Origin of the sequence: Ktedonobacter sp. SOSP1-85 (genome assembly GCF_016587415.1) — a bacterium.
In the GTDB taxonomy this organism is placed as follows: domain Bacteria; phylum Chloroflexota; class Ktedonobacteria; order Ktedonobacterales; family Ktedonobacteraceae; genus Ktedonobacter.
This window is the reverse complement of record NZ_BNJI01000002.1, coordinates 1211045-1236437: the sequence shown is the minus strand read 5'-3', so window position 1 is coordinate 1236437 and position 25393 is coordinate 1211045. Positions and strand designations below refer to the sequence as shown.

The window sequence follows — 25393 nt, the reverse complement described above, 5'->3', positions numbered from 1 at the left end:
TTTCGTTTGTATTCTTGACAGGAGTAGGGGTGAATCTCTATACTTTCAATCAAAGATGATCATATCCGGTTATTTTCGCTATTCCTCGTTCCTCAAAACGCGTCAGGGTCAGGAAAGCGCCCTGTGGAGAAGAAAGACGTGCAACTAACTATAGAGAGGCTCGAGCAGATACTACACATTGTTCAAGAGCAACAACATGTGCGGGTAACCGAGTTAAGCGAGCGCCTGGGGGTGAGTGAGCCAACCATCCGACGAGATTTAAAAAAGTTGGAGTCGATGGGGCGTGTGCGACGTGAGCATGGTGGAGTCAGTATCGTGGAGGTGGCACTGGCCGAACCGCCAGTGGTACAGCGAAGTATTGAAAACCGCGAGGAGAAGCAGCGTATCGGACGCGCCGCTGCTTCCTTGATTAAGGATGGCGAGACCATCTTCCTGGGGTCAGGTACGACCACACTCGAGGTTGCACGTGCCCTGGAGGGCAAGAAGAACCTGACTGTAATCACCAACGCTCTCAACGTTGCCTATCAACTGGCGGGAAATGAAAATATTACGCTGATCGTTACGGGTGGTGTCGTACGCCATTCAGAGTTCTCGATGATTGGCCATATCGTTGAGCAAACGTTGAAGGATCTGCGAGCTGATAAAGCTATCATCTCCATGCGTGCCATTAGCCTGCATGATGGCCTGACCAACATGAATCCTCTAGAAACCATGACCGACCGCGTCATTGTGCAATGCGCGCGTGAAGTGATCTTAGTAGCTGACCATACAAAGTTTGGGAAGGTCGCTACCAGCATTGTTGCGCCCTTGACCGCAGTGCAAAAGATTATCACCGATGAGCAAACGCCGTTAGATATGCTTGAGGAGCTACGTGCGTTAGGCATTCAAGTGATTCAGGCCTAAAATCAGACAATCGGTACATCCTGGGCCTTTACCTCGAATTGCAACTAAGCTGTATAGTTGCAATTCGCAAATTGGGCCAAAAAAGCGAGGGGTCCGACCGGTGATATGTCCGGCTGGACCCCTCGCTGTGTTATTCGCTGCAGAAAACAGTATTGATCTCCAGGCCGCTCAATTCGATGACGGGTTTGCCATCTTCCTCGACCCAGACACCACAGGGTCCACCTGGGAGACTCGCCTCCAGGTCGACCTCGCTGCCGTCCATACGCAGGATGGGTTTCATAAATTGCGAGGCCTGCTCCGCCTCGCCCGAGATATAGTGTCCGATTAACGAACGGCGGAAACGGTCGCTGCTCGTATTGGGATAGCTGCCATGCACCAGAGTTCCATTAAAGAAAAGGACATCCCCCGCCTGCATGACGATGGGCTGAACTTCCTGGCCCTCCGGGAGCGGCACCGTGACATCGGTAAAGCTATTTTTGGTGTCCGCCTGCGTGGTACACAGCAAGGGCCAGGTATGGCTACCGGGAATGACCTGCATACAGCCATTGGCCTCGTCGCAGTCGTCCAGCGCCAACCAGGCCGCCATGCAGGTGCCGGGCCGGGCGCGCAGGAAGTATTGATCCTGGTGCAGCGCTTGCCCACGCGCTCCAGCGGGTTTAAAGTAGAGCATGGTCTGGACGGCATATGGCTCACGCTCCAGTAAACCCGTCAACACTTCGTTTAAACGCGGCTCCAGGAGCCAGCTCAGGCTGGTCTCATCCCAGTGGTGCATGTGAATCATGCGTGGGAAGCGCTTCAAAGGATCGCTGCTCGCCGTGTCGACGCCAACCATATCGCCGGGATGGGCTCCCTGTGCGCGCAGCTCCATATAGTGCTCGCGTAACCTATCCACCTCTTGTGAATCGAACAGTGCTCTCGCCACTACATAGCCATTTTCGTCGAAGAACGCGCGCATACTCTCGCTCAACATAGAGATAAGCTTCCTTTCATCTTCTTCATGCTCATTCCTTGTACATAAGCATACCCTGGAAGATGCGAAATGACTATATCTGAGAGTGACCAGAAGGTGTCTACAATTACCCAACCTGCATGCACTGGTATAAGTCCGCTCCTTCTATATAGGGGCTTTATGCGTCACTTGCTTGAGAGAGCACGGGCTTGATATCTACGACGGGGGTTCCATCAATCGCCTCTAGCGGCCCCACGTGTAATCTCCTGCCATCGATGGCCAGGACTCTCACCCGATGCAGGCCAAGCGGATTTGGTCTATCGGGTGAGCGCGTCGCAAAGACTCCGGTCAGGGGATTCTGCATATCCCCACGAGGATGAACCTGCAAGACATCGCGGTGTGACTGGTGAAACCAGGTAATCAAGATAACGTTATCACCCACAACAAGTCCGTCAAGCCCCTCTGCAAACTTTTCGTTTATCTCAAGCCAGACGTTGGGCGCCCCCTCATAGCCCTGCTTCGGCGCCCCCTCACGATTCGTAAGTGGCGAATGAATAAAGCCAACCGGAGCAAGTGTATAATCAATATCTGACATATTATCCTGCTACCTTTCTCATACTCAAACGTGTACAAGACACGCCTGAGCGGTCAGTTGTTCCTGCTTCACAGCCAGTTGCCTTGGCACGGGAACCTTTGGATCAGCCCTCCCGTTTCGGTCTCACATTGGCTCCACAGGCGCTTTTACGTCGTCGGTCGTAGCCACTACCCAGGACGGCCAACTTTATGCATGAAGTTGGCGAAGCATGTCTGTTGCAAACCAGGCCAGATTACATGCCGCATTGAGGTCGCGGTCGAGGACCAATCCACAGGTCAGGCACTCATACGTGCGGTGTTTGAGCGGCATGCGCTTTTTGACCTGCCCACAACACGAACACCGTTTGGTCGAAGGAAACCAGCGCGAGGCGATGAAAAGATCTCCCCCAGCGTTCGCCACTTTTGTTTTGAGAAACTGCAACAGTTGCCCCATCGCGGCATCGGCCACGGCACGTGACAGCTTCCGGTTCGCCATCATCCCCAGGATGTTGAGGTCTTCGATGCCGATGACCCCACAGGTCCGCGCCAGTTCGGTGGTGAACTTGTGCTGGATATCCCGACGGATGTTCGCAATCTGCTGATGCTTGCGTGCTACCTTGCGCCGTTGCTTCTCATAGTTTTTGCCGAAGGTGGTTCGTCCGGTTTCCGGATCTTTCGTCTTCTGCTTTTTGCTGAGCTTGCGTTGCAGGTTGCCGAGTTTCTTGAGATGGAGTGCCAACGGCCTTTGGTTCTCAAGCCGTCGTTTATCGCTCACCACAGCCGCTTGCTTTAAGCCCACATCGACCCCCACCACAGGCGTGGGAGTGAGAGGACGCTGTTTCTGGATCTCTACTTGGATGCTCACGTACCAGTGCCCCGCCTCACAAGAGACGGTGGCCCCCAAAATCTTCACTGCTTCACAGATGACCTGCTTGCGCTGGTTCCGCTTCTTTGCGGGAGTCCTCACGCTCCCCTGCTCGACAAAGCGTAGCTTCTCGGCCAGATTGACGGTTCCCAACGAGCGTAACAGCTTTCCTCTCCCTTTGGTGATCTGGCGCTGATCGAGGATGAAGCGTCCTAAGCCAGGAATCGAGATCCAGTGGCTGCCCATGGTGAATTTATCATTGGAGAGAGAAAACGACTCGTGTGATTTTCCTTTTTTCTTATATTTCGGATATTCCGCTCTTCCTGCAAAGAAATTTGCATACGCTCTGCCAAGGCCATCAAAAGCTCCTTCTACCACACACTTGGTGACATCACCGGTCCAGGGATAGGTTTCATGTCGAATCGCATTGAACTGTTTTTTCAGCGCCAGTGCCGTCGGAGGTTTCAGCTTGCGCTCCTGCTCCGGCGTCATTTCCTGTTCGTGTTTGTAGGCCTGATACTGCTTTTCCCACTGCTCGCGGCCCCAGTTGTAAACGAATCTTCTGGTCCCACAAGCGCGTTTGAGGTACTCTGCCTGTTCAGGGGTGGGATTCATCCGAATGCGGTGTGCGGTATTCATCCTGAAGGGCTTTCTCTAAGGTTTTGCGGTAATTCCTCAGACCGTACAAACGCGAACTGAAACAGTGGACAATACTCATCAAATCCTGGACTACCTCTTGTTCGGGCGAGAGCGTTTCAGTGTTCATCACCACGACTTCCGTGTGGTGCGTCTCGCACAGATGCTTGAGCAGGTCAAAGCCAAAGCGAGCCAGCCGATCCTGATGGGCAATGAGCAGGCACGAAATCTCTCCCTCGACAATGGCATCGATGAGCCGGAGAAACCGTTTGCGCTCAAAATTGAGGCCGCCGCCGATCTCCATGATCCACTCATCCACCATCAGGTGCCTGGAGACCGCGTAGCGCTCTAAGGCAACTCGTTGGTTCTGTAAATCGGGTCGTTGAGCAGGACTCGATACCCGGCAATAGGCCACTATGCGACGTGCTGCCGATCGTTGTGGTAGATTCAGTGCGGTGGCCAGATCGGCCTCGTCATAGTAGCGACGCCCGGAAACGGTTCGTTTCGCGGTGAGACGGCCTTCCCGATCCCAACGTTGCAATGTTTTGACCGAGACACCTATCTGTTTGGCAAACTGTGCGACTGAGTACATAGGAGTAGTTTAATACACTTTTGCACATATTGTCAAGACCTAATACACCACTCCTTCGTTGCACTGGTAGTAAAAACCAAATTCTGTCACAATCCTCTCGTGTGTTCCGTCATTACTTTGACGGAACACACGAGAGGATTGTGACCAACACCACAAATATATTTCCGGGTTGGGTAGAGTGAGCGCCGCAGGCGCGAGCAGTAACACATAGTATAGACATATGAAGTTAATTACATAAGATAATAAAGTGATAATAAAGCTAAGGAGTGCAACTTGATCCATAACGATAATGAACATCAATGGCTGGCAGAACAGTTTGAGGCCTCTCGGAGCCACCTCCGGGCAGTAGCCTATCGGATGCTTGGGTCTTTGAGCGAGGCGGACGACGCCGTGCAGGAGTCCTGGCTCCGTCTCAGTCGCTCCGACACAAGTGAGGTCGAGAACCTGGGTGGTTGGCTGACAACAGTCGTGGCGCGGGTTTGTCTCGATATGCTACGCTCGCGCAAATCGCGGCGCGAGGACCCCCTGGACGATTACACACCCGATATGAACCGCGAGGATGGCATCGATCCCGAACAAGAAGTGCTCCTGGCCGACTCAGTTGGTCTCGCGCTGCTCGTGGTCCTCAATACCTTAAGTCCCGCCGAGCGCCTCGCGTTTGTGCTGCACGATCTATTTGCTGTGTCTTTCGACGAGATTGCGCCCATCGTGGGCCGCTCTCCTACTACAGCCAGGCAACTCGCCAGCCGCGCTCGCCGCCGGGTACGTGGAGGCACGTCAACGCTAGATGCTAACCTCACGCACCAGCGAGAAGTTGTTAGCGCCTTCCTCGCGGCATCGCGCACTGGTAACTTCGACGCTCTTCTCACAATGCTTGACCCGGACGTCGTGTTCCGCCTCGAGCCAGCACAAGTGCCTCTGGGTACACCAAAGGAGATTCGTGGCGCAGCCGCCGTGGCCAAGCAGTTCTCTGGTCGGGCCAGAGAGGCGCAACCAGCACTCGTAAATGGAGCTGTGGGCGTTGTCGTAGCACCGCGTGGGCACCTGCAACTCGTACTCAGCCTCACACTTGCACACGGAAAGATCACCGAAATCGAGGTTATCTCCGACCCCGAACGCCTACGCCAACTCGACCTGGCGGCCCTGGACGACTAGCAAGCAAGCCATCGTTGGCTTGCAACTATGTATAGCCTGACGCTACTATAAAGTACGCGTCTACATATAATGCGCAGCCGACGATGGGTTGCAGCCATGTGATGTAGCGTCGGGCTTGGTTCTGGCTACATCACGCTTTCTTCTCAGGGTCTATGGATGATGCTCTTGTTGGTTTCTCGCTTGCAAGGAGTTGTTTCACCTGTTCGCGCGCCTTGTCAAGAGTGACGCCTGATGCAATAAGCAAGACCTGGCTGGCGAGATCCTCTATCTCCTCGCGCAGTATACCCAGCAACAAGTGCTCGGTACCTAGATAGTGATGCCCAAGTGAACGCGCCTCCTGGACTGCCAGTTCGAGACTGGCTTTGCCTTGCTGTGTCATACCAAGCTGGCCCTCAGCTACGGCTGCCTCCCCCTTTGGAGGAAGAGGTAGAAGAAGAGGATGAAGAGATTAACACTGACCAGTAATCGAGGATGGAAAAAATCTTGCTATAAAAGCTATAAGAAAGACTGATAAACAGCGCCCTGGTCACAAAAAGTACGCAATCTAAGCAATCCATTCTCCGGGTGAGAGATCATGAGTACGCTCCTACGCCAATGATATTGGCTTGCTCGCTGAAGAGGTAGACCCAAACAGCAAGGAAGGCCAGGCTCTCTATCCAAGAGAGCCTGGCCTTCCTGTTAAGTCGCTTCAGATGCTCATCAGTTAGCAGCCGTGCGCGACATCAGAGTAGTTATTCAGGTAGGTGAAGTATCCTTGAGCAGCACGCGATGGTTTCTCGCGTGCGAACCAGGAGTAATGTACCTCGTCCTCGGGATGATAATCTACTCCATTAGGCATATGTACGGTAAAGCCATAGCCAACTACCGGATCACCGGTCTCCAAGTCGCTGGTACAACCGTACTGAGGAGCGGTTGGCGTTACCCAGGGATTAATGCTGTTATTCACGAAGGGATCATCCATCCACTCCTGGACCTCGTGGCTCAGGCCATGAATGTCCTGGATGTAGGAGAACGAATCGCCGGGGTTAGCGCCGAAGATGCCGGGGTCACTATAGGAAGCAAACATATAAGTGTTTACCTGCTGCTGACCATTGCCATTGGCCGAAGTGGTCGCCCCATGATAGCCAAGCACACAGCAGTTGCTGGGTGTGGTCTCATAGAGGAACGTATTGTAGACGAGGAAAATGGGCAGGACATTAGGACTGATGTGCAGGTTGCGCATAGTCTCATTCAGGCGGTTGGAGAACCAGTGGTAATCCATCAACCCGATGTGAGCATGCGAGCGGCTACCAATCTCAATAAAGCCCTGATTGCTAGGCACACTGTAAGAGACGGTTGGGAGAATGGTCGGCTGACCGAGAAGGACATGATAGTTAGAGCCTGATTTCCCCCACTGCGCGCGGTAGATCGCGTCGCTGGCCTCTGTCACATCGCTGGGCTCACTGACAGGGCGAGCGTTGGCTGGTGCGACACCAGGAAAGGTTGGAGGCGCACTTGCCGTGGCATTAGCGGCGGCACCGATATCAGCCTTCTGAAACATGGGAGACTGAGCAGTGAGTGTGGATTTTACCGAGCCATCAAGGACAGTGTTATTGGGATCGGCTGACTGCACAAAAGTAAAGCGGAAAGGAATAATCACCGTTGGGATCGTCGTAGTAACGTCGCCTTTCGTGGGATTCGTGCCTACCATGGTGAAAGGATAGGTAACCCCATTGGTCGGATCGGTGAAGGTGGAGCCCCAGTAAGGAATGGTATTGGCATTCGCTGAGAAATTAGACGCACTCTGATCGCTCTTAAACTGAGGCGTGCCAATGCCATCATCATCGGTCGTCGCGCGAGCGACATTCGTGCCTCCATGGAAATAGAACACAGCCAGGACGAGACTCAGTAAAACAAGAGCCGCAGCAACGGTCTTAAACAGACGTAATGTCCTCTTCATGAAGAGAATCCTTCCTAAATTTTGTGAACACTGTATCCAACAATGTTCGGAGCCTACTTTGAAGCCTGGAGTATTCCGATGCTTCAAAGAGAACTGTTGTTTCTCTTTGGGCTGCTTTCCCCTCCTCTCTCTAGTTACTAGCGCGCTTTCTAGCTGCCGCCTGTACTTCCCATTAAGTCTGATCAACCTCTGATCAAAACTATGTATGCGCATGCATTAATGATAAGCGTGTCATGGTTTAGCCCGGAACAAGCGCGTTACCCTAAAATGGGGTCATATTATATAGTTGCTTTTTTTGCTAATTTGGTTATGGCTTTATACAGATATTTTCTTCATCTGGTTTAGTACCTATCCATCCTCCTCGCTAAAAAGCATACGATCAAGTAGGAAGGCTAAGGTGGAGCTCCAGCCATGCAGAGGCGGCACATCATCTTGCCTTGATAAGTGGCGTGACAACACGCGAGGGGCGGGTCGCCCATGACCCGCTCCTCACAGCTTATTATTTACTGATCCTCGGCTACCTCGCAACCAGAGCGGTAGGAGAGAGAATATAATTGTTTGGATCTATTGCAAAACTAGAAGGCTCCAGTGCCGTTCGGTGTACCCAGGCCGGTGGGGCCATCATAGCCCGTACCAGCTGTACAGAGATACGTCCCGCCGCAGCTTCCGTTGCTGCCGCTGGTGACATCGTTCAGGTTGCCAGTGTGAGTGTAGAGCGAAGAGGCCGCGTTGATACTACTGCCATTGCCGGCCAGGGCATAAACGCTGGCGATAACAGGGGAAGCAACGCTCGTGCCGCCGAAGACCATCCAGCCAGTACCCTGACCGTAGGTATCATAGACCGAGACACCAGTGTTTGGATCGGCAACCGCCGATACATCGGCGACGCTGCGCTTGGAGCAGCCATTGTCCGCCTGCCAGCTTGGCTTGGCCTCGTAGGCACTGCATCCGCTGCCCGCGCCATTCCAGGCTGTCTCAGACCAGCCACGACTGTTGCTGCTCTTGCTGAGCGAGGTACCGCCCACGGCAACGACGGTGTTGTAGGCCGCAGGTGATTGTACGCCATAGCCACTGTCGCCAGAGCTGGCAGTAATCACTACACCGGGATGATTGTAGTTCGAGGCATAGGTGGACTCGCTGCTGGACTCGCTGCCACCATAGCTGTTGCTGACGACCGTCGCACCTAACTTTACAGCTGTGTTAACGGCTGTGCCCAGGTTTGTGAAGGACGCAGTGCTGGCCTCAACCAACAGGATGTGACAGTTGGGGCAGATGGCGCTAACCATATCCAGGTCGAGGGCGATCTCCTCGGCCCAACCGCTATTGCCACGTGGATACTTTGTGCCACCGTTCTGGTCAACTTTTTTGAAGCAGCCATTGGCGGTAGTGCAGGCAGGAAGGCCGAACTGGGCACGATAGGTACCCAGATTGGACTCGGCGTTGGGATCATCGTAGGCATCGACGATAGCGACGGTCTGCCCGTTACCCGCGCTCGCCGAAGGCAGGTTGTACGCGGATTGCAGGTCGGCCGGATTGTAGCCCGAAGGACTGCTAGCATTAGGCGTTACACCTTTGGCGTTGCGGTCGATCTGGATGGCGTTACAATGGACAAAGCCCACTGCACTCGCGCTACAAATATGATGGGCCTGAAGCCCATTTGTGTGCTGCTGGGCAAATACCGGCGTGTTCCCAAAGCCAAGCAGCATAAAGGAGAGAAGAGATGCGAGGCCGAAGAGACTAATAAGCCTTTTCAAAAGGAGCCTTCCTTCCTTTCATTGATGCCCATCTATCTGCGTAGGTGAAAACGCCCATGTGGGGTGAGCAATTTTCGCATAAAGAGTGGGCACTACCTCTCGAAAACCTGAGCGTTTATCCCCGGATGGGGGTTGGTTTTCGCATAAAGAGGCAAAGCAAAATTAAATAAGTAGATGTAGAAGAAACGGGACAGGGAGGTCGCGAGGTGACTTCTCTGTCTGGCACCATTTATTCTCTCTCCTATAAAAGGGCATAAAAACCCCAAAATCCTAGAAACGATTTTGGGATAATTTTATGTCTTTCAAGAAAGTATAACCATACATAAACAAAAGTCAATACTTTGTCAGCATATTTCTTGTACATTCTATTTATCATTTTTAACAAATGCAAAAAGATGTTATAAGCTTTCCGAACTTCAGGCACAGTAATACGCCTTGACGCATTCCGATACGCAGCTTCTCTTCAAGGGTGTTCTTAGTACCTGTGAGGCTTCATAACAATATAGAGTATGGTGTGGAGATGACTGAGGCCATTTCCACACCACACTCCATACCCCTGGAGTCAGAGCCAGGTGGGCATATGGGGTCCTTACTGGCATGGACTCTACCAGCGAAAATAGCTGGCGCATGCAGTCAGGCTCTCATCGCCCTTGTGCCCGGTACCAGTACTGATAGGCTTCCTGGAAACCTAGTTTGGCGTACATCCGCTGAGCCGCCAGATTGTCACCTACCACTTGCAGATAGGCATGGCCAGCCCCCTGTTCTCTGCCCCAGGCGAGCATCCCTTTGATGAGTTGTGTCCCATAGCCCTGCCTGCGCTGTCCTGGATCGGTCACGATATCAAAGAGTCCCAGGGCCTCATGCTCTAGCACGCCCAGGCCGCAGGCGACGGGGACGCCTTGCTGGTAGAGTGCCGCGTAGATGAGCGGAGACGCGATATGCTCCAGCAATTCACGGTGCAGATGCTGTAACTCGACATAGCGCTCACTCCATTGAAGATAGATTGGTAGCCACGTTTCGAGAGAAAGCGCGTGTAGCGCCGGTTTATTGGCGTCTCCATCAAGAGACAACTGGGTAGACCAGACAAATGTGCGATCAAGATACTGGTATCCTCGCTCAGCTAACATTTGATCTAGTTGCTGACTTTCCGTTGAGAATGAGGGAAGGCGAAAAATAGTCGGAAGCTGTTGCTCCGTATACAGGCGCTCGCAATAAGCGATTTTTTCCTGAGCCGTGAGCAGCGAGGGATAGAGCGGCGTCACCGAATTTGCACGTTTGGTATATCCCTGGGCAAAGCGTATGATCCAGCCATCAAAAAATAGTTGCTGAAGGGCAGGCCAGCTATTGAGTCCAGCCTCTTCAATACGTCTTTCAAACATCTAGACATACTCCATATAGATAGTTTTTAATATAGTTGGAGTGTACGCTATTTTCTATGTTATTTCCATCCCAAGGAGAGAGAATACATGCCATTCACTGTGCTGGAGACAGAACGTTTGCTCCTACGACGTTTTACAGAGTCAGACCTGCCACTTTTCATGGCCTATCGCAATGATCCCGAGATCGCCAGATATCAGGGGTGGGAGGGAATAAGCGAGGCTGAGGCCTGGGCCTTTATCATAGAACAGAGGGTGGCGCAACCTGGCGAACCTGGCGAGGGGTTCCAGATCGCAATTGAACTCAAGGAGACGGAAACGTTAATAGGTGATTGTTTCTTCAAGGTCAACGCCCACGATAAGCGACAGGCCGAGATTGGGTATACCCTGGCTCGCGCCTATCACGGGAAAGGCTATGCCACTGAGGCGGTCACCTGCTGGCTCAACTACGCCTTCCAGGCCTTTCACCTCCATCGCGTTATCGCCATTGCCGACTGCGAGAATCACGCCTCCTATGCCCTGATGGAACGTCTTGGCATGCGCCGCGAGGGGCACTTTATTCAAAATGCCTGGTTCAAGGGCCACTGGTGCGATGAGTATCTTTACGCCATTCTCAGAGACGAATGGCTGCTCGCCCACCCAGTAGAGGAGACTCTGTAAACCTGAGGGTGTACATCCTTCCTGGCGATGATGCGTCTACATAGGTAGTTAAAGCGTCTTGATTGGCTTTATACGCGATTTGAAGCGGTTTGGAGCGGTGGTACAATGAATGCTATAGATGCCAAGGTCTCTCTAGCGCATCCCTTAGAGAAGAAGATATGCGAACACTTGCCTGGACGCTTCGCCACAATCTCAGGTGGCGTAAAGCCCTCGCTATAACCTTATTTGGTCTAAAATGTGCACTCTCTGCGGCGCTTGCCTGGCAGGTTGCGTATCTGATTGCTGGAAAAGAGGCGGCAGCGCTGGCGGCGGTCTCTGCCGTCATTGTCTTGCAGGCGACAAGTTGGCAGACGATACGCAAGAGTATCGAGCGTGTCCTGGGCGTCTTTATTGGGATAGCTCTATCAGTGATCATTGTACATCTCCTGGGCCTCTCCGCCTTGACTATTCTCCTGACCGTCTTTGCCGCGGCCCTCTCTGGCCTCTTATTCAAGCAAAAAGGAGCCTACCTGGCGACACAAATTCCCATCAGCGCGCTCCTGGGCCTAGTTGTTGGCGTGGGTGAGGAGAGCTATCCGTCGCTACGCTTACTGGGAGCGTTGATCGGGGGCGTGATTGGAACCGTACTAAGCCTCTTCCTCTCTCCTCCCATCTATGCGCAAAAAGCACAGCGCACCCTGGTAAACTTGCTGGAGGAGGTAGCACAAACCTTGCCCACCCTGGCCGATACGGTCGGGGGCACCGTTGCATGCTCGCACCAGGCTGCTATCTATGAGCATATGCATGCCGTTGAACGCAAGGTGCGCTGCTCCGAGCGCGAATTGGCTCTAGGCAAAGAGAATTTACGCTTGAATCCCTGGGGGCGAGCGCTTCAGGATGTGACAGAGAGTCAACCATATCTGCTGGAGGCGTTGGAGAAAGTGACACGCCAGATGGAGCGTATCGCCTGGACGGTGCAGGAGACAGGCCAGGCATGGAATGAGCTGAGTAGCCTGCACTGCTGGGCCAGGCGCTATGCCGAAATACTGCGGATCATGGGCGAGATGTTGGAGTTTGTGGCTGAACGTGTTTATGTAATAACGCAGCAGGCACAAAGCCAGAGTGCTACCTGGGAGTATCCTCACCATAGCGAAGAGGAGGCTTTTGCCCAACTGGCGCAGACCCAGGAGCGCCTCAAGGAAGAAGAAGACGCGCTCCTGGAGGAAAAGGAAGAACTGCTAATCCCGGCACGAAATATACCTCAGGCAACCACGCGGGCCTCTTACCGCGCGGTCGTGCGCAGCTCTCTGCTTATGGATCTGCGCCGTATGCTCGACGAACTGGAGGACATGCTGATAGCAGTCCGCCAACTCCAGGCAGGGTAATTGTAGAAGTTGAGAATGCATTGGAGTAGAAGTGGTGCTGTTTTGGAGTTCGAGGAGTGGCAAGAGTTTTTCCTTCAGTTGAAGGTTTCTGACCTCCAACACGCTAAAGGCCGCAACTGCATCGGTGGATGAGATAATGGTTCCCAACAACAAGCCTCCTTCTGGTCACGCTCGCGATATCTCTTGCACCTGGCTTCCCCACCCTCCTTTGAGGGTTTGCCAACAGTATCACTTTGCGTGAATCGAAAGAGTTCAAAATGAGGGGCATCCAGCGAATCGCTTTGGGTGGGCTGGTATAGTGGAAGTACATGCAGGTGAGAGACCTGGCACTATTCAGGCACCAGAGCAGGCATTCTGTGCCTGGCCTCTGGTATCTGACTTTCGTGCTCGAGCAGCAGCACACACTCAATGAAATTCCACTACTAGCCGTAGAGCCGCAAGAGGACAAGGATTATGAAGAAACGACCACTGAACCTCGCCTTAGAGACCAGTGAGGTGCCTCAACCTATGGCAGACGGACTTGGCGCAACCGATCCGGGTCCGCGCAATGTCTTGCTAGACCTCCAGAACCCTGATTTGCTGACTCCGCCTCGTACCGACGCTGGCACGATTCCTAATCTGAAGTTCTCGTTTTCCAATGCGCATAATCGGCTCTCTGAGGGAGGCTGGGCGCGCGAGGTGACGGTGCGGGAATTGCCCGTCTCGACCACGATGGCAGGCGTGAATATGCGCTTGACTGCAGGTGGCGTGCGAGAGTTGCATTGGCACAAGGAATCCGAATGGGCTCTCATGCTCAATGGTCGCGCCCGCCTGACGGCGGTGGATCAGGATGGGCACAACTTCATCAAGGATGTCAGCGAAGGAGACCTCTGGTTCTTTCCTGCCGGCATTCCGCACTCGATCCAGGGTCTTAAGGAGGGCTGCGAATTCCTGTTAGTGTTCGATAACGGCAGCTTCTCCGAGAATGAGACCTTCCTGATCACCGACTGGTTCGCACACACACCCAAAGAGATCCTGGCAAAGAACTTCGGTGTGGCAGAAAGCAATTTTGCCAGCATCCCAGCGCATGAGCGCTATATCTTTCAGAGTGATGTACCTGGCGAGTTATCTGCCGATCAGGTCTCTGCCCCCAACGGCACCGTGCCACAGAGCTTCGTCTATCGGTTGATGGAGCAGGAGCCGATTCGCAGCAGGGGTGGGATGGTACGCATCGTTGACTCGACCAACTTTCCCGCCTCAACGACGATTGCTGCGGCCCTGGTGGAAGTTGAACCGGGCGGGTTACGGGAGTTGCACTGGCACCCGAATAATGATGAATGGCAGTATTACATCGAAGGCCAGGGACGTATGACTGTGTTTGCGTCCGGGGGCAAGGCTCGCACATTCGACTACCACGCTGGGGACGTGGGCTATGTTCCATTTGCCATGGGGCACTATATTGAGAATACGGGCGAAACGCCGCTGCGCTTCCTGGAGATGTTCAAGAGTAATCGTTTTGCTGACGTGTCGCTGAACCAGTGGATGGCGTTGACCACCCCTGCCCTGGTGCAGGATCATCTGCATCTCAACCAGACGGTCATGGATGCGCTGCATAAGCAGAAGCAACCAGTGGTCATTTGAGGCGCACAGATATAGAGGGCGTAAACTCGAAAGAGAGTGTTCCACAAAAGCACGATATAGGCGCTACTTCTACCGCTCAATGTATCTTTTGGTCAGAAAGATACGCGAAGGGCCGATATCGTCACATGTTCTGCCATGATGGCTTGAGACCTGTTCAGGGAGGAGAAGAAATACCAGAAAAGGAGCAAAAAAATGGGTACTGTAGCAGATCGCCGTGTCATGCAACTCGACCCTGGCATCCTTGACTTCCTCAAAGGGCTTGAGGCCCAAGATGGGCCTCCTCTCTCCACGCTGTCGCCTGCCGATGCTCGTCTCGTCCTCGTCAACCTTCAAAGGTCTGTCAACGTCACCAAGCTTCCAGCTGATAGTGAGGATCGCACCATTAGTGGCGGACCGACTGGCGAAATTTCGCTTCGTATTGTGCGACCACAAGGAAAGAGCGGTGTCCTTCCAGGTGTCATGTACTTCCACGGGGGCGGATGGATTCTTGGCGATAAAGAAACGCACGATCGCCTCGTGCGTGAGATAGCCAATGGAGCGCAGGCAACCGTCGTGTTCGTTGACTATGCTCGTTCGCCTGAGGCCAAATATCCTGTCGCGATTGAGCAGGCATACGCCGCGACGAAGTGGGTTGCTGAAAATGGTGCCTCGATTGGCGTTGATCCGTCGCGCCTAGTGGTGGCTGGCGACAGTGTTGGGGGAAATATGGTCGCCGTCGTCACCTTGCTTGCCAAGGAACGCGGTGGCCCAAAGATCAGTTTCCAGGTTCTCTTTTACCCGGTGACGGATGCCAACTTCGAGACGAAATCGTATCGAGAGTTTGGAGCCGATGGGTACTGGCTCACACGTGAGTCCATGAAGTGGTTCTGGGACAGCTACGCGCCAGAATTAGAGCGGAACCAACCTACAGTCACACCGTTACGGGCGCCAATCGATCAACTCAGAGGACTGCCGCCAGCACTAATCATTACCGACGAGAATGATGTCTTGCGCGATGAGGGCGAAGCCTATGCCCACAAGCTGATCGCAGCGGGCGTGCCAGTCGCGGCAACCCGGTATCTGGGTGCCATCCACGACTTCGTGCTACTCAACCCGATTACACAGACCCCTCCTCCACGCGCAGCTATTGCTCAGGTGAACGCCACACTTCGCAAAGTCTTCGCACGATAAGCATCATGACGAGGAAGCAACACCAGCCATGGCCCCAGAGTTCCAGGCCACGGCTGGTCATCCAGGAGCCTACTCTCCTGCAAGTATTGTCAACTTGAGGACAGAGCTGAATACTATGCTAAAATAGCTTTATGAAAACAAACGCTTTGGACCAATCAATGCCAGGAAAACAACATCTTCCCCATTAGAAGATTTCTACATAGCCTTCTGTTCCATGCACGCGAATTCGTTGCCCATCTTTTATCAGTTTGGTAGCACTTTCCACTCCGACAACTGCTGGTAAGCCATATTCACGTGCGATAACTGCTCCATGAGTCATCAGTCCACCAACTTCGGTGACCAGGCCTTTTATGGATACAAATAATGGTGTCCAGCTCGGGTCAGTAAAGGAGGTGACTAATATATCTCCATCTTCTAAATCAGCATCTTCCATCTTTAAGATGACACGTGCCCGTCCCTCTATCACTCCGGAAGAAACAGGGAGGCCTACAATTGCTTCGGCTGGGAGATTTTCTCGTTTGTACTCACCTGTAATGATTTCACCATCAGACGTGATAACACGTGGGGGAGTCAGTTTTTCATAGAATTGGTACTCGCCTTTTCGTTTGCTGATGATCTGGTAATCCAGTTTCTGTGTGCGTACGACTTCGCGAAGTTCTTCAAAAGTGAGATAGTAGATATCTTCTTTTTCATGAAGAACGTTGGCTTGTACGAGTTGTTCGGCTTCTTTCAGTAAAGCCTGCTTATAAACGAAATAGCGATTAACTATGCCGTATTTTGGATATTCACGGTAACCGGCGAGATTCCGAACCAGGCTAATCATTCGTTGTGTTTCTTCGACTTTTTGTTCACCGTCCGGTAATTGCTTCAATCGATCTAATAACTCTTGTTCTTTTTTCAACGCCTCCTGTCGCCCTTGCTCAAATCTCCGCTTGCTTTCACCCGGTTCAAAGTTTTTGATATTACTCAGTATCAGGGGAACAAGTGCAGTTGGTTTCTCGCTCCAACGAGGTCTCGTAATATCGATTTCCCCAGCACATCGCATTCCGTATTTGTCGAGATAAGCAGAGAGAGCGTCTTGAGTTTCCTGTCCACCAACAAACTGAACCAGTTCATCCAAAAAGGTATCATCTTTTACATACTGTAAGTAATTGATTACTTCCGGATAAGGACGAATTACATCTGCGACATCCAATAGCGCCAAGCCCATTTCCGAAGTGATATTGTTTGGTACAGATTGAGAAAGTGTGTCTGCTACGTTTTTTTCACCTAACCACTCCTTCATTTTTTCATTGATCCATGATGATGCATTCATAGCAGTCATAATCACACCGAAACTTTGCTGATCAGATAAACTCTTCTTCACTTGCTGAATATTTTCCAGGATAAAATCAAATACATCTGATCCTGATTTCGTTTGGATGTTTTGTTTTAGCTCTTCCATTGATGTTTCATTACGCTTGATCAAATCAGAAACGATTGCCGGATCGTATTCGTTTAGTGTTTGAAAATCCGCAAGCGACGGACCTTGATTGCTTTTACCGGGAGTCTTTTCTTGCTTATCATCTGGTAACGACTGTATAAAATCTCCCCGTTCTATGATGGTCATCAATGCATCTTTTATGAGCGGATCGCCTTTTCCCATAACATCTAATATACTTTCTCTGCTAGCTGGTGAAGCCAGCAGAGGTGTAACATCAACAAACAACCTTCCACCAGCTTTAAACATGGGTCTAGCGGCTGTTAACAGGAAAAAAGACAATCCTAATGGTTTCATGGGGTCGGTCATCATTTGTCCGTGACCAACAGATACATACACGTGATTTTCCTGATCATTTGCTTCAGGGATGGGGAACAAAGTAGTGATCGGCCGACTCTGGACAATGTAAAATGTATCATCAACCAAACACCATTCGATGTCCTGGGGGCAACCGAAATGTTCTTCGATCTTTCTACCTATGCGCTCAAGCTGCAAAATCTGCTCATCCGTCAGCGCTTGCCTATTCTGCCTCTCAGGCTCAATCTCCTGTTCTTTCGTACCGCCATCTTTTAAGGCATAAATAGCTAGCTTCTTGGTGGATATCTTCTTATTGATAACCTTGCCGTTACGCACTTTATAGCTATCAGCATTCACCAGGCCGGAGACCAAAGCCTCACCAAGTCCGAAGCTGGCATCAATGGATAAAACTTTCCTATTAGAAGTGACGGGATCGGCAGTAAACAAAATTCCTGCCGCCTGCGGGAAGACCATCTTCTGAATAACCACAGACAGGTGGACTTTACGGTGGTCGAAGCCGTTTTGAAGGCGGTAAATTACTGCCCTCTCGGTAAATAGCGATGCCCAGCACTTGCTGATATGCTTGAGGATTGCTTCCTTTCCGATAATGTTCAAATACGTATCCTGCTGGCCTGCAAAGGAAGCCGTCGGTAAATCCTCTGCAGTGGCGCTGGATCGTACTGCATAGGCTTTTTTTTCATCAAGCCTGGAGAGGAAGCGGGCGATCTCTTCCTGAATGTCTTGAGGGATGGCTATCCCTTCGATGACCCTGCGAATCTCACCACTCAGTTCACCGATTGTATCCCGGTCTTCCACCTTGAGAAGCGATAACTGATCAAGTAATTCGTGAATCGACGACGTTTCCCCAATGATTCTTTTAAAGACTTCAGTAGAAATACAAAAGCCATCTGGTACGCGTATTCCTTCAATCTTGGAGAGTTCCCCCAGGTTCGCGCCTTTACCCCCAACAAGTATGAGTTTTGTTTTGTCAATGTCCTGAAAACCAAGCACATATGAACTCATATTTTTATCTCCTTTGGCAATTTCTTCTTTGATAATTTTGATGACATCCTGCGGGCTAAAACGATTTACCAGAGTATTGTACTAGCCTGGTACAGCCCCATTAAGCGGTGACGGCACGTAAGGGCCCCCTTTCTCGCACACGACGAGGGTCTGGCACACGCCTGATGAAGCAGGTGCTGATTTCAGCACACACACAAGAGGTATCTTTGCTCAAAGGAGACCTTTCACTGCAAGTGTGCCAGAGGTGGCGTCGCTTCCGCCTGAGTATACGGGAAGGAACGCAAAAAAAAATCGTCCAAAAAGGCAGTGTGCGAGTAGACAGGAGGTGATACAATAAAAGTGGAAAAGCACTGGCTCGTTTTCGAGCTTCGGAAACCATGCCGTTGCTTGCTCTCTCGGACATGAGCCCGATGACACTTCACCCTCCTTCCTCTCCTCGCGCTTTGCAGTTCGGCATCATTCCAACTTGCCAGGTGCTTTTCTTTCCAACATTCCATTCCAGTATGCAAGGTATTGTAGTGATGCGCACGGGTCAACGTCCGCTCTGTCCCAATCCAGAAGATGCCTTTTGGAAACACGCGAGCTTTCGTGCGGCCTCTGCTTTGGCAAGGTTGCGATCACTTCGTTTGTCGTCCTCCATCCCTGCCTCGGCGATGAACATCTTCCCATTGGCCAACGTTCCCACCACATTGGGCAGGTAGTCATGGGGGTTGCCTTCAAAGGTGTAGCCAATGGCAAATGGGGGCGTGTTTCGGGAGGGGCAATCGATAGGCTGCCTCAAATTGAGGGCCTATGTCGCCACGAGCGTAAACTGACAACGCGGGGATGATATTCGAGCCATTTCTTTTAGTTGCGATCCGTTTTCCTTGTGTGAGCAGAATAGAAACTTGTGACGTGTCTGTTTTAAACATTCATCAATCAACAAAGTACATTGGTCAATGATACCGAGACCGCTCCGCGTCACATCATTCATATTGACGGGTTTCTCTTTTTGGCATAAGATAAGCACGCCCCTTTCAGAGGCGCAACAGGTGTGCCTTTTCTCTGGAGACAAGAACATCATGTGTACGATCAAGTGTACTAACCGACTGCACCGCATGCTCTGGTGTGGTCATCGATTAGGAAAATTTGGGCCCGGAGCGTTGCCCGTCGCCCACGGTCGTACTGTGCCCTTTTTTAGGGCAGCTTTGCATCACTAGCATCATTTGCTTGTATTGTTTGGCCGGGGGTGACGATGAATGGATCATCCACGGCCTGTGTGTCTCTGCACCGTGTCTCCTTCCCCAAGTGGAATGCCTTCGTGCCCGATATCACAACCGTGCATTACTGTACCATTCTCGTTTTCCCTCTCATTTCTCTCAACATTGGAAGGAGAATACAGATGTTTACGCTCAATAGCGTCACGCTTCGCCCTCTTGAAACGACCGATCTTGATACCTGGTATACATGGGAATACAACATGGAACTCGCTATGCTGGCTGGTTGGATACCCCTGCTCGCCCGCACAGCCTTCAAGCAGAAGTTCGAGCAGCGCATCAACGAGCCCAAAGGAGAGATGAAGTACTTCGCCATTGACTACGAAAGTCAGTTCGTTGGTGTTCTCCAATTGGCTGAGATCGATCATTACGAGAAACGCGCAGCCATCAGTATCATCATCGGCCCGAAAGAACTCTGGGGCCGCGGCATCGGAAGTACCGCCTTGCGTCTTCTGCTCGACTATGCCTTTACGGTTCAGGGACTTGAGCGAGTCTACTCCGAAGTCTACGGCTTTAATACCCGCTCACAGCGCCTGATGGAACGTACCGGTTTTCAGAAAGAGGGGATCTTGCGCCAGCATACGCTGCAGAATGGCAAGCGCCAGGATTTGCATCTCTACGGTATCCTGAAATCCGAATTCTACGAGCGCTATCCAACCATCTTCACACTTCCCGAATGATGACTTTCGGCAGCGAGATGTGACGCATGTGAGAAGGACGCACTGCTTCAACGCACACAATCTTGTGGGTTTGGCTGGAGCAGTGCTCCTTTGTGTTTGACGGAAGCACCAGAGCCACATCGCGGATTGTCGAGATATTTTTAGCCGTGCTCTTCTCGTTGCAACGCAGATCGGAAGCGCTCCATAAACGCCAGATATTCAGCGACTTGCGCTTCGAGCTTTGCAATCGTGACGCCGCAGTGCATATGCTCTTGCAGCAATTTGTGATAGCGCTGTTCGAGTTCGGCTCGTTCTGCCTGCGCCCGCTGCTCAACCTCAACCCTCTCCGTTCGGAGTTGCCGTTTGGCTTCGTCACGCTCAGCGCGAGCCTCGTGCAAGAGCTCAACCAGGCGCGGGCGCTTGTAGTCGAGCAGCGGGTCGCGCGGTGACACTTTGACCGCATGAACAGCAACCTGACCTTTTCCCGTTTTTCGTGGCTTGCCTCGACGAGCAGCCTGTCGCTTCTCCTGTGCCTGTTCGCATTCTCTACGTAGGTGGGTGCTGTGCTCCTGGAAGAGCTGGAAAGCTTCTCGATTGCGGTAAAGGGAGAGGTTCCTGTTTCCACGCGCTCTTCTGCCTTTCAACGGCTCTATTATGAGATGTAGCGGGGTTTCGCAGCAATATCAAAAGTGCTGATGAGCCGAATTTGGGGGGACGCATGTATAGCAGCTTAGTAGGCAGCTTACTATGCCCCTTGCAGGTCCTTCTTGCCTTCAAAAATCAATGTATAGCGTTCACCAGTGCTGGCCTGGGTACGCGCGTCCATATAGCAGACGCTAAATGCACGGCGCGCGATATCGGTCGCGTTGGTATCCGAGCGATGCAGCAGCCAGTTGTGTAGCAGGACTGCTTCACCTGCTTTCAGCTCGAGATAGATTCCCTTGCCGGAAACGGTTGCCTCCTCGGCCTGCTCCTCAGTAAGATGGCCCGAGGTATTCTCCGGGTTGAGCAGGCCCCAGGTGTGGCTGCCGGGAATGATCTCAACACAGCCATTGGTGATAGTGGCAGGATCAAGCGCCGTCCAAATAGTGATCATAGGGTCTCGATCCAGGTAGGACCAGCGATCCTGGTGCCAGGGCAAGAGCGTTCCCTGGTGAGCAGGCTTGTTCATAAACATGGCTCGAAAGGCTGACACCGGGACCTGATCCCCATACACCCTCTGGCAAATCTCCCGAAACAGCGGACGCTGCATGTACTCCATAAAGAGTGGGTCATGCTCCAGGTCCTGAATCTTACGATAGGCCAGCGTCGCGCCCTTAAAGCCCTTTGACTGTACGCCTGCGTTTTTGTACTGCCCATCGGGGCTATCTAGCTGCATCATTAAATGCGCATAATCAATATCGGCTTTTCCCAACATAATGTCGTCAATACGTCGCTGTAAGGTCTCTAACTCGTCATCGCTCAGCACCTGCCCCAAAAATAGATAACCATCACGCTCATAGCGCTGCCATTGTTCATAAGATAACATGGTTGACATGATGTTTTCTCTCCTCCAGACATTCAAATCATCGATCTTTTTTGAGTATACTAGAGGAGAAGAGGAGATTAAATGGAGTTTGTGGCAAAGTTTTGTAGGATCTGATCATCATGAAGGATGCGGAATTACAAATACTGACGGGCAGTATGGTATTACAAGCCACGCACAAAGTGGCTAAACACCTGGACGGCTACTACACAATCCAATTTATGGCGACGGGGGGAGTAGAACTGTTCTACGATGATCAACACTATAGCATAGAAGGGGCCTGGTTCTGGCCCGCCTATCCGGGGCCGTACATCCGCTTTCACCGTGCCCCAAGCTATGCCAGTTGGGAACACCGCCACATCGCCTTTCGTGGTCCCCTGGTGCAGCAGTGGATGACCGAAGGACTCTTTCCCACCAGCCCACAGCCAGCCGAGCCAGGCAAAGATTATCGTGCTATCTTTGATCGATTGCTGGCTGAGATTAAGCGTACCGACCACTGGGGCATGCGCCGAGCCATCCATTTACTGGAGGGATTATTGATTGACCTGGCGGAGGAGCGCGCGCAATGCATGGTACAACCTCCCTGGATACAGGAAATCCTCGATCTCTTCACGCATGGAGACCCAGACTTTGCACCTGACTATGAACACCTGGCACAAAGCTATAATATGAGCGTGAGCAGCCTCCGTCGTCGGTTCCGCCAGGCAACTGGTACCGCGATTCATGCGTATGTCCTCCAATGCCGAGTTGCCAGGGCCAAAACACTGCTGATAGAGACAAATCTGCCTATGAAGCGCATTGCTCAGCAATTGAGCTACAGCGATGTCTACTATTTCTCACGGCAGTTTCACGATCTGGTGGGCGTCACTCCAACTATCTATCGTGAGAGCCAACACATTGCAGGGAATCCTCGGTTCCCCTGGCCATAAGAAAAACTGAGCATCACCATATATAAAGTGGAATAATAGAGAAAAAGTACTTTTCGGCCTTTTCTTCTATTCAAGCAACCAGCAATATGGGATAATACATAGATGAGTTTTTATTTGAGATAACTGAGGAACAGAACATCTATGCAATGCCGTATTTGTAGCGCCGAGGTGCCACACGGCTCACCTTCTTGCCCAGTTTGCCAGAACCATGACCTGGAAAGGGAAACATCCAGTGGTCGCATTGGTAACAACTACCTACTAGACCGATGTGAAACTGACCAAGGAGGCCATGGAGGTGGTGGAAACCCACCTTCAGCGATTGTCCTCCCTGGAAAAATGGTTCGTGAATATCCCGTATACTGGCTGGAATAGGTAATTCTTCGATCTCCCTCCTATGCACATCTTGCGACAATTACAATGGTTTGTTCGCTTTTACCAGATTCGTCATCACCCAAGGCGCGCCATACCAGAAGCGCCAGTCCAGCAATTGATGGCTTACATCGGTCATACCCAGCTTGCGCAAATGTTCAGCGTAACGCTTCGTCACACGAATATCAGCGATAATCAATCTCCCGCCTGGCTTGAGTACCCGTACAGCCTCCTCCAGAGTTTTGTCTCGTCCTTCGCGCTGTGAAATATTATGGATGGCAAGACTGGACATCACAAGGTCAAATGTCCCATTGGCAAAGGGGAGTTCACGCATATCGGCAGTATACAACTCAACCTTCTTGGCAACGCCCTCTCGTTCCGCATTCTTCAGTGTGACCTCACGTGCATTCCCTGATTGATCGCTCGTGCTCCAGATATCGACGCCTGTGGCCTTGCCCTCGTTGAGAAAATGTGCTGCCATCAGGAGTACAGCACCTCGCCCGCAACCCATATCGAGGATTTGCTCATCCCCGCGCAAATTCAGCCCCACGAATAGTTCCGCCCACACCTGGAACTTGCCACGACGCGTCGTGTAGATATAACTGGCGCCTGAGAGCAGCATATACACACCATAGAGCAGACAAATGATTCCCCACAGGGGACTTTGCCAGAGCCAAAATGCTAGCAGACCCAGCACAATCACAGCCAGCCCTACACAGAGGAAAATGATGGGGACGTAGGGTGCATCAAAACCATAATCCCCTCGACGCTGCGCCAACTGTTGAGAGGCCACGGATGAAGACATTTTCATACGCTCTTTCACTTTTCTTTTTGACAACATCTAGGTAATGTAGGAATTAAAGCATATTTGCTTATCTGCGTCATCATCTAGTACTTCTCCTCCCAGACATATCTACATATTATTGAGTGGTGCGATTACTCAATCTGTACGAGGACACTCCGTCATATGAGTGTTGACAAGGGTGGTCACTCAATTTGAGCAAAAAACGAAAGCTTCTTTGGGCTTATAAAGCCGACTCAGACAGTTGACCTCCTGGTGTTTTTGCTCATTTCGACTGCCCACGGGCGTCAATACTCATGTGACTAGGTGTCCTATACAGGGGCATCCAATACCATTTAAGATAAAAAGAAGCTGTGCTGGGAGATGAGGGCTAACGTATCGTGCTGGATGGGATAGTTAATTCTTCGATCTTCCCTAATACGCTTGATCCTTCTTACTACGCATTTTTCATAGGCCAGGATGGATCTTACTCATAGTCGATGGCGGCGATATACGTCTCTACGCCGAGAGCCAGGTGAAGCCTACCGACGTCAGTTATGCGCACGCCAGGATCTGGATTTTATAGTATTTTCTATTTAATCCCGAGTCTGACTTTGTAGCTGAAGTACCAGGGAAGGGCCTCGGAACCGATATAGCGTTGCGCGGCCTCCCTGAGTCGCGTCAGGCCGATCTCCTCTTCAGTGATTGTGTTCAACTTGAACTCATGGCTGTACCTATTGGTCATAACCATGCCCATAAAGCGCTCGGCATTGCCATACTCGATGTGATGAAGCAGGAGCTCGCGTGTGAAGCGGAAGTGGCCGCTCGCGCGCATGCGCTCCAGATGCTTCTCCTTGGGCCAGCGCTGGAGATTCTGCTCCAGTTCGCGCTCACGCAAGAGGGCATCGAAGAGCGCATCGACCTCTTGATACGTCTGCTCAACTTCCCAACCAAGCGCGGGCGGCCAGGAGTAATCATAGACGGCGAAGAGGCCACCGGGGCGCAGGATACGCGCAACCTCCGCCAGGGTCGAGGTTGGCTCCATCCAGTGAAAAGATTGAGAGCAGGTCACGATGTCGACGCTGCCGTCGGGCAGACCAGTTTGCTGAGAGACCCCCTCCTGGAACGCAATGTGCTTAACATGAGGATGTTTTGCGGCATTGTGTATGGCCTGGTTCCGCATATCGGCGTTGGGCTCAATGCCAATCACGCGCTGTGCGCGCTCACCCCACATCATAGTCGAGAGGCCGGTGCCGCTACCCAGGTCTACCACCAGGGCGGGCTGAGGGGTGTTGATTAACTGTGTAAGGATATCAACCAGCACTGGTGGCGGGCTGGGGCGTACCTGATCATAGAGCGCGGCTTCCCCGGTCCAGATCTCACTCGTATCACTCATGCTCTTTCTGCTACCTTTCTCATACTCAAACGTGTACAAGACACGCCTGAGCGGTCAGTTGTTCCTGCTTCACAGCCAGTTGCCTTGGCACGGGAACCTTTGGATCAGCCCTCCCGTTTCGG

The 25393-nt window shown here is 52.0% G+C and carries 21 protein-coding genes and 1 pseudogene; 9 read left to right on the top strand and 13 right to left on the bottom strand.

What is annotated here, in order from left to right; genetic code table 11:
* Positions 1-138: 138 nt before the first annotated feature.
* Positions 139-903 carry a DeoR/GlpR family DNA-binding transcription regulator gene (locus tag KTE_RS33655; protein ID WP_201389365.1) on the top strand — a complete coding sequence of 255 codons (765 nt, stop codon included), beginning with the start codon at positions 139-141 and terminating at the stop codon, positions 901-903.
* Positions 904-1033: 130 nt separating this feature from the next.
* Here KTE_RS33655 and KTE_RS33650 read toward each other — a convergent pair whose 3' ends face one another.
* The 4 genes from KTE_RS33650 to KTE_RS33635 form a co-directional block, all read right to left on the bottom strand.
* Positions 1034-1873, bottom strand: a complete 840-nt coding sequence (locus KTE_RS33650) for a phytanoyl-CoA dioxygenase family protein (protein WP_201389364.1) — start codon at positions 1871-1873, stop codon at positions 1034-1036.
* A 157-nt stretch (positions 1874-2030) separates the two neighbouring features.
* Positions 2031-2447 carry a tRNA (N6-threonylcarbamoyladenosine(37)-N6)-methyltransferase TrmO gene (gene tsaA / locus KTE_RS33645; RefSeq protein ID WP_201389361.1) on the bottom strand — a complete coding sequence of 139 codons (417 nt, stop codon included), beginning with the start codon at positions 2445-2447 and terminating at the stop codon, positions 2031-2033.
* 186 nt (positions 2448-2633) lie between these two features.
* Complete coding sequence (locus tag KTE_RS33640) at positions 2634-3929, bottom strand: RNA-guided endonuclease TnpB family protein (RefSeq protein ID WP_201389351.1); 1296 nt, start codon at positions 3927-3929, stop codon at positions 2634-2636.
* Positions 3889-4518 (bottom strand): IS607 family transposase, encoded by a 630-nt coding sequence (locus KTE_RS33635; protein WP_201389319.1) that lies wholly within the window; start codon positions 4516-4518, stop codon positions 3889-3891. The genes KTE_RS33640 and KTE_RS33635 overlap by 41 nt, the downstream gene beginning before the upstream one ends.
* Before the next feature lie 276 nt (positions 4519-4794).
* On the opposite strand from KTE_RS33635, the gene KTE_RS33630 reads away from it, so the two are divergent.
* Positions 4795-5673 (top strand): sigma-70 family RNA polymerase sigma factor, encoded by an 879-nt coding sequence (locus KTE_RS33630; RefSeq protein ID WP_201391054.1) that lies wholly within the window; start codon positions 4795-4797, stop codon positions 5671-5673.
* A 130-nt stretch (positions 5674-5803) separates the two neighbouring features.
* On the opposite strand, the gene KTE_RS33625 is transcribed toward KTE_RS33630, so the two are convergent.
* The 4 genes from KTE_RS33625 to KTE_RS33610 form a co-directional block, all read right to left on the bottom strand.
* Positions 5804-6052: a Clp protease N-terminal domain-containing protein gene (locus KTE_RS33625; protein WP_201389349.1), complete on the bottom strand. Its 249-nt coding sequence runs from the start codon at positions 6050-6052 to the stop codon at positions 5804-5806.
* A 324-nt stretch (positions 6053-6376) separates the two neighbouring features.
* Positions 6377-7612, bottom strand: coding sequence for a hypothetical protein (locus KTE_RS33620; RefSeq protein ID WP_201389347.1), 1236 nt, complete (start codon positions 7610-7612; stop codon positions 6377-6379).
* Between the two features lie 575 nt (positions 7613-8187).
* Positions 8188-9318, bottom strand: coding sequence for a peptidase S8 (locus tag KTE_RS33615; protein WP_374226852.1), 1131 nt, complete (start codon positions 9316-9318; stop codon positions 8188-8190).
* Between the two features lie 689 nt (positions 9319-10007).
* A complete protein-coding gene (locus tag KTE_RS33610) occupies positions 10008-10745 on the bottom strand; it encodes a GNAT family N-acetyltransferase (protein WP_201389343.1) in 738 nt (245 codons plus the stop codon).
* An 87-nt stretch (positions 10746-10832) separates the two neighbouring features.
* Here KTE_RS33610 and KTE_RS33605 point away from each other — a divergent pair, with 87 nt between their 5' ends.
* From KTE_RS33605 to KTE_RS33590, 4 genes are all read left to right on the top strand, one after another.
* Positions 10833-11402: a GNAT family N-acetyltransferase gene (locus tag KTE_RS33605; RefSeq protein ID WP_201389341.1), complete on the top strand. Its 570-nt coding sequence runs from the start codon at positions 10833-10835 to the stop codon at positions 11400-11402.
* A 158-nt stretch (positions 11403-11560) separates the two neighbouring features.
* On the top strand, positions 11561-12766 hold the full coding sequence (locus tag KTE_RS33600; protein WP_201389339.1) for an aromatic acid exporter family protein: 1206 nt from the start codon (positions 11561-11563) through the stop codon (positions 12764-12766).
* 453 nt (positions 12767-13219) lie between these two features.
* Positions 13220-14386: an oxalate decarboxylase family bicupin gene (locus tag KTE_RS33595; RefSeq protein WP_201389337.1), complete on the top strand. Its 1167-nt coding sequence runs from the start codon at positions 13220-13222 to the stop codon at positions 14384-14386.
* 192 nt (positions 14387-14578) lie between these two features.
* Positions 14579-15556, top strand: a complete 978-nt coding sequence (locus KTE_RS33590; RefSeq protein ID WP_201389335.1) for an alpha/beta hydrolase — start codon at positions 14579-14581, stop codon at positions 15554-15556.
* Positions 15557-15740: 184 nt separating this feature from the next.
* Here the strand turns inward: KTE_RS33590 and ppsA are convergent, their stop codons facing one another.
* A complete protein-coding gene (gene ppsA, locus KTE_RS33585) occupies positions 15741-18356 on the bottom strand; it encodes a phosphoenolpyruvate synthase (RefSeq protein ID WP_201389332.1) in 2616 nt (871 codons plus the stop codon).
* Between the two features lie 568 nt (positions 18357-18924).
* Here ppsA and KTE_RS33580 point away from each other — a divergent pair.
* Both KTE_RS33580 and KTE_RS33575 read left to right on the top strand, forming a co-directional pair.
* Entirely contained in the window at positions 18925-19185 is a 261-nt protein-coding gene (locus tag KTE_RS33580) for a hypothetical protein (protein WP_201389330.1), read from the top strand.
* A 552-nt stretch (positions 19186-19737) separates the two neighbouring features.
* Positions 19738-20292, top strand: a complete 555-nt coding sequence (locus tag KTE_RS33575; protein ID WP_201389328.1) for a GNAT family N-acetyltransferase — start codon at positions 19738-19740, stop codon at positions 20290-20292.
* Positions 20293-20432: 140 nt separating this feature from the next.
* Here the strand turns inward: KTE_RS33575 and KTE_RS33570 are convergent, their stop codons facing one another.
* Both KTE_RS33570 and KTE_RS33565 read right to left on the bottom strand, forming a co-directional pair.
* Positions 20433-20915: a hypothetical protein gene (locus KTE_RS33570; protein WP_201389326.1), complete on the bottom strand. Its 483-nt coding sequence runs from the start codon at positions 20913-20915 to the stop codon at positions 20433-20435.
* Between the two features lie 101 nt (positions 20916-21016).
* Positions 21017-21808 (bottom strand): phytanoyl-CoA dioxygenase family protein, encoded by a 792-nt coding sequence (locus KTE_RS33565; protein WP_201389324.1) that lies wholly within the window; start codon positions 21806-21808, stop codon positions 21017-21019.
* 110 nt (positions 21809-21918) lie between these two features.
* On the opposite strand from KTE_RS33565, the gene KTE_RS33560 reads away from it, so the two are divergent.
* Positions 21919-22725, top strand: a complete 807-nt coding sequence (locus KTE_RS33560) for an AraC family transcriptional regulator (RefSeq protein ID WP_201389323.1) — start codon at positions 21919-21921, stop codon at positions 22723-22725.
* A gap of 412 nt (positions 22726-23137) precedes the next feature.
* Here KTE_RS33560 and KTE_RS33555 read toward each other — a convergent pair whose 3' ends face one another.
* A complete protein-coding gene (locus KTE_RS33555) occupies positions 23138-23899 on the bottom strand; it encodes a class I SAM-dependent methyltransferase (RefSeq protein WP_201389322.1) in 762 nt (253 codons plus the stop codon).
* A gap of 883 nt (positions 23900-24782) precedes the next feature.
* Positions 24783-25271: pseudogene (locus tag KTE_RS49940) on the bottom strand (class I SAM-dependent methyltransferase); the annotation flags it as partial.
* Positions 25272-25393: the final 122 nt, after the last annotated feature.

Excerpts from the sequence above, each read along its gene's own strand:
- KTE_RS33595 (WP_201389337.1), top strand. The coding sequence starts at position 13,220 with ATGAAGAAACGACCACTGAACCTCGCCTTAGAGACCAGTGAGGTGCCT.
- KTE_RS33565 (WP_201389324.1), bottom strand. The coding sequence starts at position 21,808 with ATGTCAACCATGTTATCTTATGAACAATGGCAGCGCTATGAGCGTGAT.
- KTE_RS33600 (WP_201389339.1), top strand. The coding sequence starts at position 11,561 with ATGCGAACACTTGCCTGGACGCTTCGCCACAATCTCAGGTGGCGTAAA.
- tsaA (WP_201389361.1), bottom strand. The coding sequence starts at position 2,447 with ATGTCAGATATTGATTATACACTTGCTCCGGTTGGCTTTATTCATTCG.
- KTE_RS33640 (WP_201389351.1), bottom strand. The coding sequence starts at position 3,929 with ATGAATACCGCACACCGCATTCGGATGAATCCCACCCCTGAACAGGCA.
- KTE_RS33620 (WP_201389347.1), bottom strand. The coding sequence starts at position 7,612 with ATGAAGAGGACATTACGTCTGTTTAAGACCGTTGCTGCGGCTCTTGTT.
- KTE_RS33605 (WP_201389341.1), top strand. The coding sequence starts at position 10,833 with ATGCCATTCACTGTGCTGGAGACAGAACGTTTGCTCCTACGACGTTTT.
- KTE_RS33635 (WP_201389319.1), bottom strand. The coding sequence starts at position 4,518 with ATGTACTCAGTCGCACAGTTTGCCAAACAGATAGGTGTCTCGGTCAAA.
- KTE_RS33560 (WP_201389323.1), top strand. The coding sequence starts at position 21,919 with ATGAAGGATGCGGAATTACAAATACTGACGGGCAGTATGGTATTACAA.
- KTE_RS33650 (WP_201389364.1), bottom strand. The coding sequence starts at position 1,873 with ATGTTGAGCGAGAGTATGCGCGCGTTCTTCGACGAAAATGGCTATGTA.
- KTE_RS33555 (WP_201389322.1), bottom strand. The coding sequence starts at position 23,899 with ATGTCTTCATCCGTGGCCTCTCAACAGTTGGCGCAGCGTCGAGGGGAT.
- KTE_RS33625 (WP_201389349.1), bottom strand. The coding sequence starts at position 6,052 with ATGACACAGCAAGGCAAAGCCAGTCTCGAACTGGCAGTCCAGGAGGCG.
- KTE_RS33615 (WP_374226852.1), bottom strand. The coding sequence starts at position 9,318 with ATGCTGCTTGGCTTTGGGAACACGCCGGTATTTGCCCAGCAGCACACA.
- ppsA (WP_201389332.1), bottom strand. The coding sequence starts at position 18,356 with ATGAGTTCATATGTGCTTGGTTTTCAGGACATTGACAAAACAAAACTC.
- KTE_RS33575 (WP_201389328.1), top strand. The coding sequence starts at position 19,738 with ATGTTTACGCTCAATAGCGTCACGCTTCGCCCTCTTGAAACGACCGAT.
- KTE_RS33610 (WP_201389343.1), bottom strand. The coding sequence starts at position 10,745 with ATGTTTGAAAGACGTATTGAAGAGGCTGGACTCAATAGCTGGCCTGCC.
- KTE_RS33590 (WP_201389335.1), top strand. The coding sequence starts at position 14,579 with ATGGGTACTGTAGCAGATCGCCGTGTCATGCAACTCGACCCTGGCATC.